The sequence below is a fragment of the Arthrobacter sp. APC 3897 genome, from assembly GCF_030407495.1.
In the GTDB taxonomy this organism is placed as follows: Bacteria; Actinomycetota; Actinomycetes; order Actinomycetales; family Micrococcaceae; genus Arthrobacter_B.
In genome coordinates, this window is sequence record NZ_JASDDG010000031.1 from 1 (window position 1) to 16,675 (window position 16,675).

Annotated in this window: 13 protein-coding genes and 1 pseudogene; 10 read left to right on the plus strand and 4 right to left on the minus strand. The window is 65.1% G+C overall.

From position 1 onward, the window contains the following. The 7 genes and pseudogenes from QMA10_RS14470 to QMA10_RS14500 form a co-directional block, all read left to right on the plus strand. Positions 1-868: pseudogene (locus tag QMA10_RS14470) on the plus strand (bifunctional glutamine-synthetase adenylyltransferase/deadenyltransferase); the annotation flags it as partial. Between the two features lie 145 nt (positions 869-1,013). Further along, positions 1,014-2,483 (plus strand): amino acid ABC transporter substrate-binding protein/permease, encoded by a 1,470-nt coding sequence (locus QMA10_RS14475; RefSeq protein ID WP_290169424.1) that lies wholly within the window; start codon positions 1,014-1,016, stop codon positions 2,481-2,483. Next, on the plus strand, positions 2,480-3,208 hold the full coding sequence (locus QMA10_RS14480; protein WP_290169427.1) for an amino acid ABC transporter ATP-binding protein: 729 nt from the start codon (positions 2,480-2,482) through the stop codon (positions 3,206-3,208). The genes QMA10_RS14475 and QMA10_RS14480 overlap by 4 nt, the downstream gene beginning before the upstream one ends. A 740-nt stretch (positions 3,209-3,948) precedes the next feature. Next, positions 3,949-4,305, plus strand: a complete 357-nt coding sequence (locus QMA10_RS14485) for a PadR family transcriptional regulator (protein ID WP_290169429.1) — start codon at positions 3,949-3,951, stop codon at positions 4,303-4,305. Next, positions 4,302-4,664, plus strand: a complete 363-nt coding sequence (locus QMA10_RS14490; RefSeq protein WP_290169430.1) for a DUF1048 domain-containing protein — start codon at positions 4,302-4,304, stop codon at positions 4,662-4,664. Before QMA10_RS14485 ends, QMA10_RS14490 begins: the two co-directional genes overlap by 4 nt. A 21-nt stretch (positions 4,665-4,685) precedes the next feature. Further along, positions 4,686-5,471 (plus strand): ATP-binding cassette domain-containing protein, encoded by a 786-nt coding sequence (locus QMA10_RS14495; RefSeq protein ID WP_290169431.1) that lies wholly within the window; start codon positions 4,686-4,688, stop codon positions 5,469-5,471. Further along, entirely contained in the window at positions 5,468-6,232 is a 765-nt protein-coding gene (locus QMA10_RS14500) for an ABC transporter permease (protein WP_290169432.1), read from the plus strand. Before QMA10_RS14495 ends, QMA10_RS14500 begins: the two co-directional genes overlap by 4 nt. Positions 6,233-6,332: 100 nt before the next feature. On the opposite strand, the gene glnA is transcribed toward QMA10_RS14500, so the two are convergent. Continuing rightward, positions 6,333-7,757 carry a type I glutamate--ammonia ligase gene (gene glnA, locus QMA10_RS14505; RefSeq protein WP_290169434.1) on the minus strand — a complete coding sequence of 475 codons (1,425 nt, stop codon included), beginning with the start codon at positions 7,755-7,757 and terminating at the stop codon, positions 6,333-6,335. Positions 7,758-8,006: 249 nt separating this feature from the next. Here glnA and QMA10_RS14510 point away from each other — a divergent pair, with 249 nt between their 5' ends. Then, positions 8,007-8,447, plus strand: coding sequence for an RDD family protein (locus QMA10_RS14510; protein WP_290169436.1), 441 nt, complete (start codon positions 8,007-8,009; stop codon positions 8,445-8,447). A gap of 99 nt (positions 8,448-8,546) precedes the next feature. Here QMA10_RS14510 and QMA10_RS14515 read toward each other — a convergent pair whose 3' ends face one another. From QMA10_RS14515 to lipB, 3 genes are all read right to left on the minus strand, one after another. After that, the gene (locus tag QMA10_RS14515) at positions 8,547-9,299 is read right to left on the minus strand and encodes a DUF4191 domain-containing protein (RefSeq protein WP_290169439.1); all 753 of its coding nucleotides are present in this window, start codon (positions 9,297-9,299) and stop codon (positions 8,547-8,549) included. 110 nt (positions 9,300-9,409) lie between these two features. Continuing rightward, complete coding sequence (gene lipA / locus QMA10_RS14520) at positions 9,410-10,414, minus strand: lipoyl synthase (protein WP_290169441.1); 1,005 nt, start codon at positions 10,412-10,414, stop codon at positions 9,410-9,412. Continuing rightward, positions 10,411-11,133, minus strand: coding sequence for a lipoyl(octanoyl) transferase LipB (gene lipB, locus QMA10_RS14525; RefSeq protein ID WP_290169444.1), 723 nt, complete (start codon positions 11,131-11,133; stop codon positions 10,411-10,413). Before lipB ends, lipA begins: the two co-directional genes overlap by 4 nt. Before the next feature lie 131 nt (positions 11,134-11,264). Here lipB and QMA10_RS14530 point away from each other — a divergent pair, with 131 nt between their 5' ends. Then, complete coding sequence (locus QMA10_RS14530; protein ID WP_290169445.1) at positions 11,265-12,890, plus strand: protein kinase; 1,626 nt, start codon at positions 11,265-11,267, stop codon at positions 12,888-12,890. Between the two features lie 37 nt (positions 12,891-12,927). Then, positions 12,928-16,500 (plus strand): S41 family peptidase, encoded by a 3,573-nt coding sequence (locus QMA10_RS14535; RefSeq protein ID WP_290169447.1) that lies wholly within the window; start codon positions 12,928-12,930, stop codon positions 16,498-16,500. Positions 16,501-16,675 lie beyond the last annotated feature (175 nt).

Sequence of the window (16,675 nt, forward strand, 5' to 3'; positions counted from 1 at the left end):
GGTGGCCATGGGCCGGCAGGGCGGGCGGGAAATCGGCTACGGATCCGATGCGGATGTGCTCTACGTCCACCGGGCGCTGCCGGGCGCCGAGCCGGGTGCTGCACAGTCCCAGGCCGAGCGGATTGTCGGCCAGCTCTCAGCCCTGCTGCAGCAGCCGTGCACCCCTGCCATCCTGGCTGAAAAAGTACTGGTCCTGGATGCAGGCCTGCGCCCTGAGGGGCGCAACGGGCCGCTGGTCCGCAGCCTGGGTTCCTACCGCGAGTACTACAGCCGCTGGTCGCTGATCTGGGAAGCGCAGGCACTGCTGCGGGCCCGGCCCATGGCCGGCAGCGATAACCTCGCCGCCGACTTCATCGCCCTGATCGATCCGATCCGCTATTCGGCGGGTGTCAGTGAGCAGGACATCGTTGAGGTCCGGCGGATCAAAGCACGCGTCGAAAATGAACGCCTGCCCCGCGGCGCCGATCCCTCGCGGCAGCTCAAACTTGGCCGGGGAGCGCTGAGCGACGTCGAGTGGCTGGTGCAGCTGCTGCAGCTGGAACACGCCGGAGCCCATCCTGAACTGCGCACCACATCCACGCTGCCGGCCCTGGACGCTCTGGCGGCGGCAGGCCTGCTGCCCGAGGCGGATGCGGGAATCCTGCGCGAGGCGTGGCTGCTGGCAAGCAGGATCCGCAGTGCCAATGTCATCCGCGGCGGAAGGTACCCGGACGTGTTGCCTTCGTCACGCCAGGAGCTGGAAGCGGTAGCCCGCTGGTGCGGTTACGGTTCCGGCCAGGGCGGCGACCTGGAGGAGGACTACCTGCGGATTACCCGCCGATCCAGGGCTGTTTTCGAACGTTGGTTCTACGGCTACAACACCCACTGACTCTGTTTCCGGCGCGGTTCCGACAGCAGGCTGTCAGATTCCCGGCGGTCTCCCGGTTAGTTCCTGAGCCTGACGCTGGGTAGGCTCTATGAGGCATTATCGGCATTTCTTTGCCGATTCGGAACTTCTAGGAGACGTTTTCACCTTGCACACTGGCAAACGGGCCCCCAGGGGCCGGGCTAGGTTCGCCGCGCCCTTCATCGCGGTGACCGCGGCCCTCGCACTGCTCCTTGGCGTCCCCGCAACCGGGGCATTTGCAGCAGAAGCCCCCAAGACCGCGGAGGGCGAGAGCTACTCCGTCGGCACCGATACCACCTTTGCCCCCTTTGAATTCCGCCAGGACGGCGAACTGGTGGGCATCGACATGGACCTGATCAACGCCATCGCCGAGGAGGAGGGTTTCAGCGTAGACATCCGCTCCCTCGGCTTTGACGCGGCACTGCAGGCACTGCAGTCCAACCAGGTGGACGGCGTCATCGCCGGCATGTCCATCACTGAGGAACGCCGGAAGGTGTTCGACTTCTCCGACCCGTACTTCGAGTCCGGCATCCAGATGGCTGTCGCCGAGAGCAACAATGACGTGTCCGGCTACGAGGACCTGGCCGGCCAGCGTGTGGCGGTCAAGACCGGCACCGAGGGCCAGACCTTCGCGGAGTCGATCAAGGATCAGTACGGCTTCACCGTTGTGGCCTTCGCCCAGTCGGCGCAGATGTACGACGACGTGAAGTCCGGCGGTTCGGTGGCAGTCTTCGACGACTACCCGGTTCTGGCGTACGGCGTGGCATCCGGCAACGGGCTCAAGACCGTTACGGAGAAGGAGGCCGGTTCCTCCTACGGCTTCGCCGTCAACAAGGGCACCAGCCCCGAGCTCCTGGAAGCCTTCAACTCCGGCCTCGCCGAGCTGAAGGCCAGCGGCGAATACGATGAGATCCTGGACCGCTACCTCGAAGCCGGTGCCAAGGATTCCAGTTTCTGGTCCCTGCTCACGGAGAACATCCCTGCCTTTGCCAAGGGCATGGGCCTGACGCTGCTGGCCACTGCGCTGTCGCTGGTCTTCGCCCTGATACTGGGTGTTCTCTTCGGCTTCTTCAAGGTGAGCTCCAATGTGATCCTGCGCGGCATTGCCACCACCTATGTGAGCATTTTCCGCGGCACCCCGGTGCTGGTGCAGGCGTTCTTCTTTTACTTCGGACTGCCGCAGCTGATCGGCCAGCCGGTTGACGTACTCACCGCCGGCGTCCTGACCCTGTCGCTGAACGCCGGTGCCTACATGACGGAGATTGTCCGCGGCGGTATCCAGTCCGTGGACCCGGGACAAATGGAGGCTGCCCGGAGCCTGGGCCTGGGTTACGGCAAGACCATGCAGAAGGTCATCATTCCGCAGGCCGTGAAGATCATGACCCCCTCCTTCATCAACCAGTTCGTCATTACGCTGAAGGATACGTCGCTGCTGGCAGTCATTGGCTTCGCCGAACTGACCTACCAGGCCCAGCAGATCTACGCCGTGAACTTCCGCACCGCTGAGGTGCTGCTGATCGTCGGTGCCCTGTACTTCATCGTCATTACGCTGCTGACCAAGCTGGCGGACGTCTTGGATAAGAGGTTCAACAAGTGAGCAAGATCCAAACCCGCGGACTGCGCAAGTCCTACGGCTCCAATGAGGTCCTCAAGGGCCTGGACGTCACTGTCGCCGAGGGCGAGGTGGTGTGCGTGATCGGCCCGTCAGGCTCCGGCAAGTCCACCTTCCTGCGCTGCCTGAACAAGCTCGAAGACATCACCGCCGGCGAGGTGGAGGTCAACGGTTTCAACCTGACCGATCCCAAGGTGGACCTGAACAAGGTGCGCCAGAATATCGGCATGGTCTTCCAGCACTTCAACCTGTTCCCGCACATGAGCGTGCTGCAGAACGTCATGCTGGCACCGCTGGAACTGAAGAAGGGTTCCAAGGCCGAGGTCCGCGCCAACGCCCTGCGCCTCCTGGACCAGGTGGGCCTGGCGGACAAAGCCGACGCCCGTCCGGCGCAGCTCTCCGGCGGCCAGAAGCAGCGTGTGGCGATTGCCCGTGCGCTGGCGATGGCTCCTGACATCATGCTGTTCGACGAAGCCACATCGGCCCTGGACCCGGAGATGGTGGGCGAGGTGCTGCAGGTGATCCGCGACTTGGCCAAGGCCGGCATGACCATGGTGGTGGTGACCCATGAGATGGGCTTTGCCCGTGAAGTAGCCGACCGTGTGATCTTCATGGCCGACGGCTACATTGTCGAGGAGGGTGTGCCGGAGAAGCTGTTCTCCCAGCCCGAGCAGCCGCGCCTGCAGGACTTCCTCGCGAAGGTGCTTTAACCCGCATACCCGGTGCCCGCGGATTCTCCGCGGCACCCGAGCGACGGCGGCCGTCCCCGGTAGGGGACGGCCGCCGTCGTCGTTTCTGCCGGACCGGCGGAGGGTGCAGTGACCAGACCCACGTTGTGGAAGTTCCGAAAGGCTCCTAGGCTTTTAACAGACAGGGATTGCGGCGCATCGGCCTTCGCCGAAAGACGCCGCCCTGCACTGCAGCGGCCGCGCTGTACGTCAAAGACTGCACTGCAGCAGCCGCACTGCCTTCCCGGCAGGAGCAGTATCCGCATTCCCCATTCGGCGCAGAGACGCCGCATCCGTGCGCTTGCATGCCAGCCGGAAGGCATCCGTTCACGAAGGAATGCACCACCAATCGATTGGAGATTCACCCATGCTGAAGCATGTCGCCAAGACCCGCCGCAGGACGAATTCATCAGTAAAGGCACAAATGGCAGCCATTGTCCTTGGCTGCACCCTTGTAGCCGGAGGGGTTTCGGCCGCTGAAATCAGTATGCTGAACAGCGCTACCGCAGATCCCTCGGTAAGCACCGGGATGTTGTCCTGACGAAGTGCCGGGAATCCCGCCCGGATACCAACCGCAGCTTTTAACGCCAACCCGCTGGCCCTGACCGGATTCATCCCCGGGGGGCTTGCGGGTTTTTGTGTGCCCCGGACCCCTTGACCCTCAACTACATAGCGTTACTATTTAGTGGTAGTTAGTAACACCAAGTACAGGGCGGGACCGCATGGGTAAGCAAATGACCGAGATGCTCAAAGGCACCTTGGAGGGCATCGTCCTTGCCCTGCTGGCTGTGCGGCCGGCGTACGGCTACGAAATTACCGCCAGGCTGCGCGAACAGGGGTTTTCGGACATTGTGGAAGGCACCGTGTATGCGCTGCTGGTCCGAATTGAGAAGCGCGGACTTGTGGACGTTGAAAGGATCGCGTCGGAAAAGGGGCCGCCCCGCAAGGTCTACTCGCTAAATGCCGCAGGCCGGGAGTACCTCGAAGACTTCTGGGGATCCTGGGACTTCCTGGCCGGGCGGATCAGAGAGCTTCACCGCATGGCGGAGCACACGCAGGAGGAAGGGCTGTCACCATGACCGCAAAATGGATCGGGCAGGTCATCGGCGTGAGTGAGGACAAGAAGCGCTGGCGGAAGTACAAAGCCCGCAAAGCCCAGCTGCCTCCGGGGTACCGCACGGCTATTGAGGGGCTGGAGCGCTACATCACGTACGCCGGAACGATTGCAAAGAGTGATGTCTTCCTGCAGATGGTCGAGGATCTTGCCGACCTGTTTGAGGGAGCAGCTGCTGACGGAACTCCGATCCGCGGCATCGTCGGAGAGGACCCGGTGGAGTTCGCCGAGGACTTTCTCCGGAACTATACGGACGGTCAGTGGATCAACAAGGAGCGCAGGCGCCTCAACGAGGCCATTGACCAGGCCGCAGAGGAAGCGTAACCACGGCGGAAGGCCGGGACCATGACGCAAAACCAAGCCACTGCACCAGCGGTACGGGTTCGGGGCATCGAAAAATCGTTTCACAATGTTCGCGTGCTGCGTGGCGTGGACTTTGAGGTGGCGGCCGGGAGCATCTTTGCGCTGCTGGGGTCCAACGGCGCCGGCAAAACCACGCTGGTGCGCATCCTGGCAACCACCCTGAGGGCCGACGCCGGCACCGCCGCTGTCTGCGGCTTCGACGTCGGCAGTGAACCCGGGCGGGTGCGCGAATGCATCAGCCTGACCGGACAGTTTGCCGCTGTCGACGAGGTGCTTACCGGCAGGGAGAACCTCGTCCTCATGGCCAAACTTCGCCGGCTCGACGGCCCCGGCGGAATCGCCGACGGCCTCCTGACCCGTTTTTCGCTCTCGGATGCAGGCGGTCGGAGGGCAGGCACCTACTCGGGCGGAATGCGCCGGCGGCTCGACATTGCCATGAGCCTGACGGGTAATCCACCGGTCATCTTCCTGGATGAGCCAACCACCGGGCTTGACCCCCAGGCGCGCAACGAGGTGTGGCGGATGGTCCGCGAACTCGCGGGCAGCGGCACCACAGTGCTGCTCACCACCCAGAACCTCGAGGAGGCCGAGCACCTGGCCGACCGGATTGCGGTCCTCCACCGGGGCGCCGTGATCCAAAGCGGCACCCTTACTGAGCTGAAGCAGCTCCTTCCCGCGGCCAAGGTCGAGTACATCGAGAAGCAGCCCTCGCTCGAGGATGTTTTTCTTGCCCTCGTGGGTGACGACGGCGGAAAGGACCAGCCATGAGCTCCCTTATGCTCAACAACACGCGGGTGCTGACCGGGCGGTCGCTGCGCCACATTCTGCGCAGCCCGGACACGGTCATCACCACCGCCGTCACTCCGGTGGCTCTGATGCTGCTCTTTGTGTATGTCCTGGGCGGCGCAATTACCACCGGATCCGGTGAGCCGTACCTGGACTACATGCTTCCCGGCATCCTGCTGATCACCATTGCCTCCGGTGTCGCCTACACATCCTTCCGGCTGTTCATGGATTTGCAGGGCGGCATCTTCGAACGCTTTTCCTCCATGCCGATAGCCAGATCCAGTCTGCTGTGGGCTCATGTGTTCACGTCACTGGCAGCAAACCTGGCCGCCGTCGCCGTCGTTCTGGCAGTGGCGCTGATCATGGGTTTCCGGACCGGCGCGTCCGTTGCCCCCTGGCTCGCGGTTACCGGAATCCTGGTGCTGTTTATCCTGTCGTTGACCTGGATTGCTGTCCTGGCCGGGCTCTCGGCAAAAACCGTGGACGGGGCGAGTGCGTTCAGCTACCCGTTGATCTTTCTCCCGTTCATCAGCTCGGCGTTTGTGCCCACCGATTCGATGCCGGGCCCGGTGGGGTGGTTTGCACAGCACCAGCCCGTCACGTCCATCGTGGACACGCTCCGGGCCCTGTTCGAACAGCAGCCGGTGGGCAGCGGAATCTGGGCAGCCCTCGCCTGGCTCGTGGGGATCCTGCTGCTGGGATACGTCCTCGCGGCTGCCAAGTACCGCCGCAAGGTTGCCTGACTTTCGCGGGCGGAAAGGAAAGAGCCCGCACCGTCGGCCGGAGTTTGGCAGACGGTACGGGCTCTTCAGCGGGCGGACCCGCTGCCTTGCGCGCTAGGGCTTAGCAGCCGTAGTACAGCTCGAACTCGTACGGGTTCGGGCGCAGCATGAGCGGCTTGATCTCGTATTCACGCTTGTATTCGATCCAGGTATCGATCAGGTCCTGGGTGAAGACGCCGCCGGCCTGGAGGAACTCGTTGTCGTTCTCCAGGGCGTCGAGGGCCTCTTCGAGGGATCCGGGGGCCAGCTGGATGCCGCGGGCCTCTTCCGGGGGAAGCTCGTAGAGGTCCTTATCGATCGGGTCGGCGGGCTCGATGCGGTTCTTGATTCCGTCGAGGCCGGCCATCAGCTGTGCTGCGAACGCCAGGTACGGGTTCGAGGAAGCATCCGGAGCGCGGAACTCAATGCGCTTGGCCTTGGGGTTGGAACCCGTGATCGGGATGCGGATACCGGCGGAGCGGTTGCCCTGCGAGTACACCATGTTGACCGGAGCCTCGAAGCCCTTGACCAGCCGGCGGTAAGAGTTAACCGTCGGGTTGGTGAAGGCCATGACGGCGGAAGCGTGCTTGAGGAGGCCGCCAATGTACCACCGCGCGACGTCGGACAGGCCGGCGTAGCCCTTCTCGTCGTAGAACAGGGGAGTGGAGCCGTTCCACAGCGACTGGTGGCAGTGCATGCCCGAGCCGTTGTCACCGAAGACGGGCTTCGGCATGAACGTAGCGGACTTGCCCCAGGCGTCGGAGACGTTCTTGACGATGTACTTGAACTTCAGCAGGTCATCGGCAGCATGGGTCATGGTGGTGAACTTGTAGTTGATCTCGGCCTGGCCGGCGCCGCCAACCTCATGGTGGGCGCGCTCAACCTCAAGGCCGGCGTTGTCCAGCTCCACGCAGATCGCGTCGCGAAGGTCCGCCTGCTTGTCCACGGGAGCCACCGGGAAGTAGCCGCCCTTGAACGGAGTCTTGTTGCCGAGGTTTCCGCCCTCTTCCTCGCGGCCGCTGTTCCACGGTGCCTCAATGGAGTCCACCTTGTAGAAGCTGCCTTGCGGAGAGGACTCGTACTGCACGTTGTCGAAGACAAAGAACTCGGCCTCGGGCGCGAAGAATGCGGTGTCGGCGATGCCGGTGGAAGCCAGGTACGCTTCGGCGCGCTCGGCGACGCCGCGCGGGTCGCGGTGGTAGGGCTCGCCGGTGCGGGGATTGACGATGGAGAAGTTCAGCGCCAGGGTCTTTTCCATGCGGAACGGATCCAGGAACGCCGTGGTGACGTCCGGAATCAGCTGCATGTCGGATTCGGCGATGCCCTGGAACCCGCGGATGGAAGACCCGTCGAAGAGCTGGCCGTTGATGAAGAAGTCGGCATCTACGGACTTCGCCGGTACGTTGAAGTGCTGCTGCACTCCGGGGAGGTCGGTGAATCGGATGTCGACGAACTTCACATCTTCGTCAGCGATGAACTTGAGGACTTCGTCCGCAGTTTTGAACATCGGTACTTTGCTCCTTTTACACAATTGGGTGGATGACTCCGGACTGCACATCCTGACCTGCAGCGGGCTGGAAACGGGATCCCTGTCAACTGCTAAGAACTCTAGGGCCAACTAATTTCTCATCCGTGACGGCTGTGTTTCAGCCAAGTTACGCAACCGAAGTCTCCCCTCCACCCTAGCGTGAACGGGACAGAGGCGGGCATTTACATCTCGGGCCGCCGCAACACACGGGCCGGGTAGTCTTAAACGGTGGTTGACAGAAGAAGTTTAGGTTCGTGGCTTGAAGGCCCTCCCTCCGACGAGAATTCCTGGCCGGGCAAGCGCCTGGGCCGGCCCAGGACCGGTCCCGGCAGCATTGGGCGCGTGGGCCCGAGGCTGGGCGCGATCATCATTGACTGGGCCATCGCGTCCGTGATTGGTTACGCGTTTTTTGACGGCTCCTCCACCGCCATCCTGGCCATTTTTGCGGTGGAACAGATCGTGCTGGTGTCGCTGCTGGGATACAGCATTGGCCACCGCGCGTTCAGCCTGCAGGTTCAGAAGCTTGACGGCCGGCCCGCCGGGCCGCTGGCCGCCGTCGTCCGCACCCTGCTGCTGTGCCTGGTGATTCCCGCCGTCGTGTTTGACGAGGACCAGCGCGGACTGCACGACCGCGCCATGGGAACCGTCCTGGTGAAGGTCAAGCACTAGGGTTGTCCGCGCCGCCCCGAGGCGGGAAGGCACCGGCATAAACAATGAAGGACCCCTCCGCCGGAGGGGTCCTTCATTCGTTGAGCGTTTGTGGAGGCTCTACCGTCCGCGTGAAGCTTTGCGGTCCGGGCGGGCCTTGTACGGGTCAATGCCCTTGGGGATCGGCAGGCGCGTGCCCAAGGCGGCAAGGCGCTTGTTGACGGCCTGGACTTCCTGCTTGGTCAGTGACTTCGGCAGTTTCTTGGCCTTCTTGGCGACCTGCGAGAGCGGGGTCAGGTTTTCGCCCTGCCCGGTCTGGATGACATGTACGGGTACGTTGGGTGCAATGCGGTTCATGCGGCGGCGTTCGCCGTCGGCCAGTGCCTTGGCACGGCCCGGGGAACCTTCAGTGACCAGGACGATGCCCGGGCGGCCGATGGCACGGAAAACGGCTTCCTGGCTGCGCGGGTTCACGGCTACGGGCTGCTCTTCCAGGATCCAGCCGCGGCGCAGGATGCTCAGCGCTGCACCGGAAGCACCGGGCTGGCCCTCAATCTGGGTGAACGCGGCTCGTTCGGCGCGGCGGGACAGGATGAACACAGCGGCCAGGAGGCCCAGCGGGACCGCGATGATGAGCATCGTGATCCAGTTGTTGATCAACAGGCCGATCAGCAGCCCGACGGCGACGATGCCCAGGAACGCGCCTGCCATCACCCACACGAGGTTGGGGTCGTTGCGCCGCGTCATCTTGAAGACGTCGGCGATCTGCTTCATGCGCCCCGGGCCTTTTTTCTTCTTCTCTGCTTTGGGTTTGCGGGAGAAGAGGCCGCGGCGGGCGCTCTTGGGTGCGTCGGAATCTGTGCTGTTGGCCATAGTGGTTCAATTCTACGTGATCGCCGTGTCCGGTCCGTGCCGTGAACCGGCGCGGGATGAAGAACTCCGGCGGTTTGGGGGTACCGGTTCGCGCCCGGCGTACAGAGCGGTCAGCGCCGGGCGAGAATGGAGGAGGCCTCCTGCAGGGTTGAGCCCGAATCCTCGATGTGCGCCAGCTCCGGGGGGAGGTCAAGGCCTTTACGGCGCATGGCACCCGCCCACAGCCGTCCCGCCCGGTAGGAAGAGCGGACCAGCGGGCCGCTCATCACGCCAAGGAAACCCAGCTCGGTGGCTTCGTCGCTGAGCTCCACAAACTCCTGCGGCTTCACCCACCGGTCCACCGGCAGATGGCGCTCGCTGGGGCGCAGGTACTGGGTGATCGTGATCAGGTCGCAGCCGGCGTCGCGCAAGTCCCGGAGCGCACCGGAAATCTCCTCGCGCGTTTCCCCCATCCCCAGGATCAGGTTTGACTTGGTGACCATGCCCAGATTCTGCCCCTGGGTGATGACGTCAAGTGAACGCTCGTAGCGGAACGCGGGCCGGATGCGCTTGAAGAGCCGCGGCACGGTTTCCACGTTGTGGGCAAAAACCTCGGGTCGTGCGTCGCAGATGGCCTCGATGTGCTCGGGCTTGCCGGAAAAGTCCGGAATCAGGATTTCGACGCCGGTGCCCGGGTTGAGTTCGTGAATCTTCCGGATGGTTTCGGCATAGAGCCAGACGCCCTCATCTGCGAGGTCGTCACGGGCCACGCCGGTGACCGTTGCGTAGCGCAGGTTCATCTTCTGCACCGAACGGGCAACTTTGGTGGGCTCGAAAAGGTCTATGGCTGAAGGTTTTCCGGTATCGATTTGGCAGAAGTCACAGCGTCGTGTGCATTCGGAGCCGCCAATCAGGAAGGTAGCTTCCTTGTCCTCCCAGCATTCGAAAATATTGGGGCAGCCGGCTTCTTCGCAGACAGTGTGCAGGCCTTCCTTCTTGACCTGTTCCTTCAGGTGAACGTACTCGGGGCCAATGGTTACCTTGGCCTTGATCCACTCCGGTTTGCGTTCCACGGGTACGGCCACGTTGCGCTGTTCAATGCGCAGCAGACGGCGTCCTTCGGGGGCGAGAGTCATAGAAGGGATCCTTTCGACCGGCCCGGCGCCGCGGCAGCCGGTTCCGGGGAGATGGTGTCCGTGGCCCGAACTGGATGTTCGCGGACAAGGCGGTCGCTGCGGCGTCGGAGTTCGTCCTCTACCCGGGCCACCAGATCGGCAGGCGTGACAAGCCGGCCGGTTTCGGCCGAGAGGGAGGTGGTTCCCGCGTCGGTAATTCCGCAGGCCACAATCTGGGCATAGGGAGCCAGGTCATTGCTGCAGTTCAGCGAGAACCCGTGCATCGTCACCCCGTGGTCAACACGGATGCCGATGGCGGCAATCTTCCGGTCAGGGCCGCCTCCGCGCACCCACACTCCGGACCGCCCGGCAACCCGTTCACCGGTGACGCCGTAATCGGCGAGCACCGCAATGATCGCGTCCTCAAGCGTGGCCACATAGTCTGCGACCCTGCTGGGGTCGGGCAGTCGAAGGATGGGGTATCCCACCAGCTGGCCCGGGCCGTGCCAGGTGAGCTTGCCGCCGCGGTCCACGGGGATTACGGGTGTTCCGTCAAAAGGCCGTTCATGATCCTCGGTCCGCTTGCCGGCTGTGTATACCGGGGAATGCTCCAGCAGCAGGACCGTGTCCGGGGCAGAACCGGCCCGTACACGTTCATGCAGCGAACGTTGCCGGTCCCAGCCCTCCAGATAATCCACGTAATCCGGGGCAAGACCGATGCGCAGGAACTCCAATGCCATGGGGACAGCCTAGACTGCCTCAGCGGAAGTTCCGACTATGGTCTTCATCACATCCTGATTCAGGGGCGGTTCCGGGCGGGCGTTGTGGATAACTTCTGCACGATGCCGCGGTTCGGACTACAACAGAGTGCATGGAGCTCAACGAACCGGCGGTTCCGGCCCGCCCCCCGGAAGTGGATGAGGGATACCGGGCCGAGCATCTGCTGGGCTCGGGTGCGGCGGCCCGGGTCTGGGCGGCAGTGCGGGAGAGCGACGGCGCCCGCTTTGCGCTGAAAGTCCCCGCTGCCTCGCCGGGCGGTTCCTGGACCACCTTCGAAACCCGGCGGGAGCTGAACATCCTGTCCCGTTTCGAGCATGAAAACCTGCTGCGCGTGCACACCGTCCTTGATACCGATCATGGGCCGGCGCTGCTGATGGAGCTGGCCCGGGGAGGTTCCCTTGGCCGGGTGCTGCAGGCCCGCGGTGCCCTCCACCCGGGCGAAGCGGTGACGGTGCTGGTGGGGGCGGCGTCAGTGCTCGCTTATCTGCATTCCCTGAACGTCTGCCACGGCGGGGTGTCGCCGGGCAACATCCTGTTCACTTCCAGCGGCAAACCACTCCTGGCTGATCTCGGCACAGCGGGTCTGCTGGGAACGGAACGGACATCAGCCGCTTCGAAGGAGGGTGACATCCTGGCCCTGGCCATGGTGGGATGGCTCATCCTGACGGGACGTGCGCTGCCGCCGGCCGAACGGCGCCTGCCGCTGTCTGTTCTGGTTCCGGACCTCCCGGCAGCGCTCGCCGAGGTGATTGATGCGGGACTGCAGGAGGACGCTGAACTTCGGCCTGATGCTGCGGAGTTTGCCCGCCGGGTGTTTGAATCGATCCCTGCTGAGCCGCTGGACCTGGCCCTGGCGAAGGAGCCGGGTCCCGCTGGTGGATTGAACACGCCCCGGTCACGGCTGGAGCGGGGACGCGGCGCCGGGGGTTTGCGGCGCCGCGTCCGGAGTGCACCCCGGGGGCAGAGACGCAGGGAATCCTCTCCGGAACACCGGGAAGAGAAGCACCAGCCGAACCGGGTACTGCTGGGCGCGGCTGCCGCGCTCGTGGCGGCCACCGTGGGGTTGGGGGCTGTAGCGGTAGCCGCACCGCAGATGCTGCAGGGCGCAGCGCCGGGGGAAGCCGTGATCCCTCCGACTGCGTCCGGCGCAGCCACCGTTACTGAGGCGGACACAGACCCGGGCCTGCGCGCGGACGCGGACCCCGATTCGGAAGCCGGCACCCCCGCTTCTCCGGGTGCAGGCGGACCGGCAACGGAGCCGGGCGAAACCGCCGAACAGTTTTCGCTGGCCCGGACTGAGGTTTCGGAGCTGCGGCTCATGGTCAGCGGCAGCGATCCGGTGGCGGCCGTGCGTGCCCTCGCCGAATTGCGGGCACGTGCCTTCGCCGAGGCTGACGCGGCTCTGCTCAAGGACATCAACGCGCCGCGCTCGCCGGCCATGCAGGCTGATCAGGCGGAAATCGCCAAACTCCAGGCAGCAGGCACGGAGCTCTCCGGACTGGCCGTCGAGATTGTGTCTGCGGGGGAGGCCGTCCCGGAGCCGGAAGGCAGAGTCAGCATAGGGGCCGTCGTCTCCACCTCCGCCTACGCAGAACGTGACGCGCGCGGTGCAGCGGTGCGGAACGTGGCGGCGGTTTCCCGCCAGGACGTGGTCCTGGTACTGGTACAGGCCGCTGACGGCTGGCGCATTGAGGACATTCTGGCACCGCCTGCATGAACCGGGCCGGCGGTCCCCGAAAGATAGGATCGTTTCCATGAGTCCAACTGCTTACCTCCGTTACCCCGATCTGCATGGCGACCTCGTCACTTTCGTGGCTGAAGACGACGTCTGGATGGCTCCGGTCGCCGGCGGACGTGCCTGGCGGATCTCCTCCATGCAGCTGCCGGCCCGCAGCCCCAAGTTCTCACCCGACGGAAAGCATCTGGCCTGGCAGGTGGTCCAGGGAGGTGCCCCGGAGATCGTCACGGCGGACGTTGACGGCGGCAACTTCCGGCAGCTGACTTTCTGGGGCAGTCAGAGCACCCGGCTGAAGGGATTCAACGCTGCGGGGCAGGTCATGGCCACCACGTCCGTGGAACAGGAGGACAACCGCCTGCGCTGGGCCTTCACGGTTCCGCTGGACGGGGCGGCGCCGGCAAAGCTTCCGTACGGCCCGGTGGAAACCATCGCTGAAGGACCGGCCGTGGGCGACGAACGCCCGCTGGTTATCGGCAGCATGCTCACCCGTGAGCAGGCCTGGTGGAAGCGCTACCGCGGAGGAACAGCAGGGAAGCTGTGGATTGATGCGGACGGCAACGGTGAATTCGAACGCCTCGTTCCTGAACTGGACGGCAATCTTTCGGACCCCATGTGGATTGACGGCCGGGTGGTTTTCCTGTCCGACCACGAGGGATACGGAAACCTGTACTCGGTGACGCCCGCGGGCAGTGACCTCCGCCGGCACACGGACTTTGACACCTTCTACGTCCGCCATGCCTCCACGGACGGCAGCCGCATTGTGTTCGAATCGGCGGGACGTCTGTGGCTCCTGCCTTCACTGGACACTGAAGCCCAGCCGCTGGACATAGCCCTCGGATCCGCGGGCACCGCCCGGCGCCCGCGCCCGCTGGACGTTGCCCGGCATCTCGCCGACGTTGTTCCCGATGCCGCAGGAAACGCCAGCGTGGTGGAAACCCACGGCACACTGCATTGGCTCACCCACCGCGACGGACCTGCGCGGGTCATTGAGGCTGACTCCGCTGTCCGTGCCCGCCTCGGCCGCCCGCTGGGGAATTCGCGGGCCGTTTACGTGGCCGACCGCCACGGAGAAGAGGCCATCTATATCAAGGACGTCTTCGCCCAGATATCGCTTGGCCCCGCTGCCGGCTCCGGGCCTGCGCAGGCAATGCCCGCCCCGGAACCTGCCGCCGGCGACGCCGACGCGGGCCTGGTTCTGCCCAGCCCGGTATCCGCGGCCGGGTCAGCTTCATTGCCGCGCACACCCGGGCACACAACACCTGCGGCTCCGGAGTCCCGCACGGGCGTTCCGGCGTCCGTGGCTCCGCCGTCTGAAGCCGCCGTCAAACCGGCGGAGAACACTGTCCGCGTGGAGTTCGAGCGGCCCACCAGGGTCAGCCAGCTGGTGCCGAGCCCGGACGGAAAGCGCGTGGGTGTGGCCACCGAGTACGGAGAAGTCTTTGTGCTTGACGTCGCCTCGGCCCGGTTGTCCCCGGTGGCCGCCACCGGCTTCGGTGCCGTTGACCAGCTCGCCTTCTCGCCGGATTCGCAGTGGCTTGCCTGGGCGGAACCGTCCAGTGCGGACGGCCGCACCCGGATCCGGATCCGGTCCGTGCTGGATACGGAGGCACCGGCCATTGATGTGACGGACGGCCGGTTCTCCGACCACGATCCTTCGTTCACCCCGGACGGCCGTTACCTGGCTTTTCTCTCCGAGCGCAGCTTCGATCCCGTCTATGACACTCACCGCTTTGATTTGAGTTTCCCGTCCTCCACCAAGCCGTTCCTGGTAGCGCTGGCGGCGGGCACGCCGTCGCCGTTTGGTCCTTCCGTCTCGGGTAATGCGGCAGTTGGCGCAGCGGATGAGGTCAAAGCTGAAAGCGGAAACATTGCCGCTGCGGTTCCACCTGTGGTGGTGGACGCTGAACGGATAGGGGACCGGATTATTGCTGTCCCCGTCCCGCAGGGACGCTATGAGAAGCTTCGGGCGGCTGATTCCGCCCTGCTCTGGCTGGCGGCGGACATCTACGGGGTAACCGGCGACGGCCGGGCCACCGCCGCGGACCGGGACCCCGCCCCGCGGCTGGAACGCTTCGACTTGGCGAAGAAGGAGCTGTCCGTCCTGGTTCCGGCCCTGGACGGCTTCGAGGTCAGCGGCGACGGCGCCAAGGTGGTGCTGCGCCACGACGGCGGCGTCCGGGTGGTTCCTGCCGCAGACAAGATAGCCGAGGACTCCGGTGACAACGTGCGGGTGGACCTGGACCGCATAAGGGTGCGGATTGATCCGGTCCGGGTGTGGGGGCAGGCTTTTGACGAAGCCTGGCGGCTGCAGCGGGATTTCTTCTGGGCGCCGGACATGGGTGGGCTGGACTGGGAAGGCATCCACGCCCGCTACCGCCCGCTGGTGCAGAACCTTGGCGGCCATGATGATCTGGTGGACCTGCTCTGGGAAATGCACGGAGAGCTGGGCACCTCGCACGCCTATGTCACTCCGGTTCCGGTCACGGAACCGGGCTGGGGAAGCCAGGGTTTCCTCGGAGCCGACCTGCGTCCCGGTGCCGGCGGCTGGGAAGTGGTGCGTATCCTCGGTGCCGAGTCCTCGGACCCGCAGGCCGCGTCACCGCTGAGCGCTCCTGGAGCGGACGTTCACCCCGGCGACGTCATTGCCGCTGTTGACGGACAGCCGGTCCCGGCCAGCGACGGCCCGGCTCCGCTGCTGGCGGGGGCAGCCGGCCGCACCGTGGAGCTGACCATTGTCCGTGCAGACGACGACGGCGCACCCTCCCAGCGCCGCATCGCCGTCGTGCCGCTGCGCAGTGAGGAACGCCTCCGCTACCAGAACTGGGTCCACGCCAACCGGCGCATTGTCCGTGCAGCCTCCGACGGTGCTTTTGGTTACCTGCACATCCCGGACATGGTGGCCAACGGCTGGTCGCAGCTGCACCGGGACCTTGACCAGGAAGCCTCGAAGGCAGCCCTGGTGGTGGACGTCCGGCGCAACCGCGGGGGACACACGTCCCAGCTGGTGGCCGAACTGATCGGCCGAAAGGTGACAGCCTGGGCGAACCCCCGCGGCGGAAAACCGACTCCCTATCCGGACCATGCTCCGCGGGGGCCGGTGGTGATCCTGACTGACGAATTCGCCGGTTCCGACGGCGACATCATCACCCAGGCGACCAAGCTGCGCAGCATCGGACCCGTGATCGGCACCCGGACCTGGGGCGGCGTCGTTGGCATTGACGGCCGGTTCCGCCTCGTGGACGGTACCGCCGTCAACCAGCCGCGGTACGCCTTCTGGTTTACCGGAGGCGTTGGCTGGGATGTGGAGAACCGGGGGGTGGAGCCGGACATCGAGGTGGCCTTCCCGCCGCACGCCTACGTGGCCGGCGATGACCCGCAGCTGGAGCACGGGGTTGGCATCCTGCGTGAAATGCTGTCCGAGATACCCACCGATCAACCTCCGGCCATGACCGGCTACCGCTCGCTTCAACCGGCTCCGCTTCCCCCGCGTCCGCAGGCGGCCGCAGGGTCAGCGGCAGGGACAGCAGCATCGGAAGGAGCGGTTCCGGGTCCGGTTGCGGCCTCGGCTGCGGTTCCGGGCCGGCACTAGGCCCAGCCCGGTCCCCGCCCAGGCCTGCCGGAAGCGGACTGGCCGGCCTCCGGCCGGCCACCCGAGACCGGAGGCGGGGAATGCAGGAGCGGCGTCCGGGAGAGGTACAGTTGCCCCGGACGCCCGCAGAATTTCACCGCTGCAGCCGTCCCGGACCGTAAAAACCCGGCTGCCG

Coding starts and splice junctions, on each gene's coding strand:
- QMA10_RS14485 (WP_290169429.1), top strand. CDS start 3,949: ATGGGTAAGCAAATGACCGAGATGCTCAAAGGCACCTTGGAGGGCATC.
- QMA10_RS14490 (WP_290169430.1), top strand. CDS start 4,302: ATGACCGCAAAATGGATCGGGCAGGTCATCGGCGTGAGTGAGGACAAG.
- QMA10_RS14495 (WP_290169431.1), top strand. CDS start 4,686: ATGACGCAAAACCAAGCCACTGCACCAGCGGTACGGGTTCGGGGCATC.
- QMA10_RS14500 (WP_290169432.1), top strand. CDS start 5,468: ATGAGCTCCCTTATGCTCAACAACACGCGGGTGCTGACCGGGCGGTCG.
- glnA (WP_290169434.1), bottom strand. CDS start 7,757: ATGTTCAAAACTGCGGACGAAGTCCTCAAGTTCATCGCTGACGAAGAT.
- QMA10_RS14515 (WP_290169439.1), bottom strand. CDS start 9,299: ATGGCCAACAGCACAGATTCCGACGCACCCAAGAGCGCCCGCCGCGGC.
- lipA (WP_290169441.1), bottom strand. CDS start 10,414: ATGACTCTCGCCCCCGAAGGACGCCGTCTGCTGCGCATTGAACAGCGC.
- lipB (WP_290169444.1), bottom strand. CDS start 11,133: ATGGCATTGGAGTTCCTGCGCATCGGTCTTGCCCCGGATTACGTGGAT.
- QMA10_RS14530 (WP_290169445.1), top strand. CDS start 11,265: ATGGAGCTCAACGAACCGGCGGTTCCGGCCCGCCCCCCGGAAGTGGAT.
- QMA10_RS14535 (WP_290169447.1), top strand. CDS start 12,928: ATGAGTCCAACTGCTTACCTCCGTTACCCCGATCTGCATGGCGACCTC.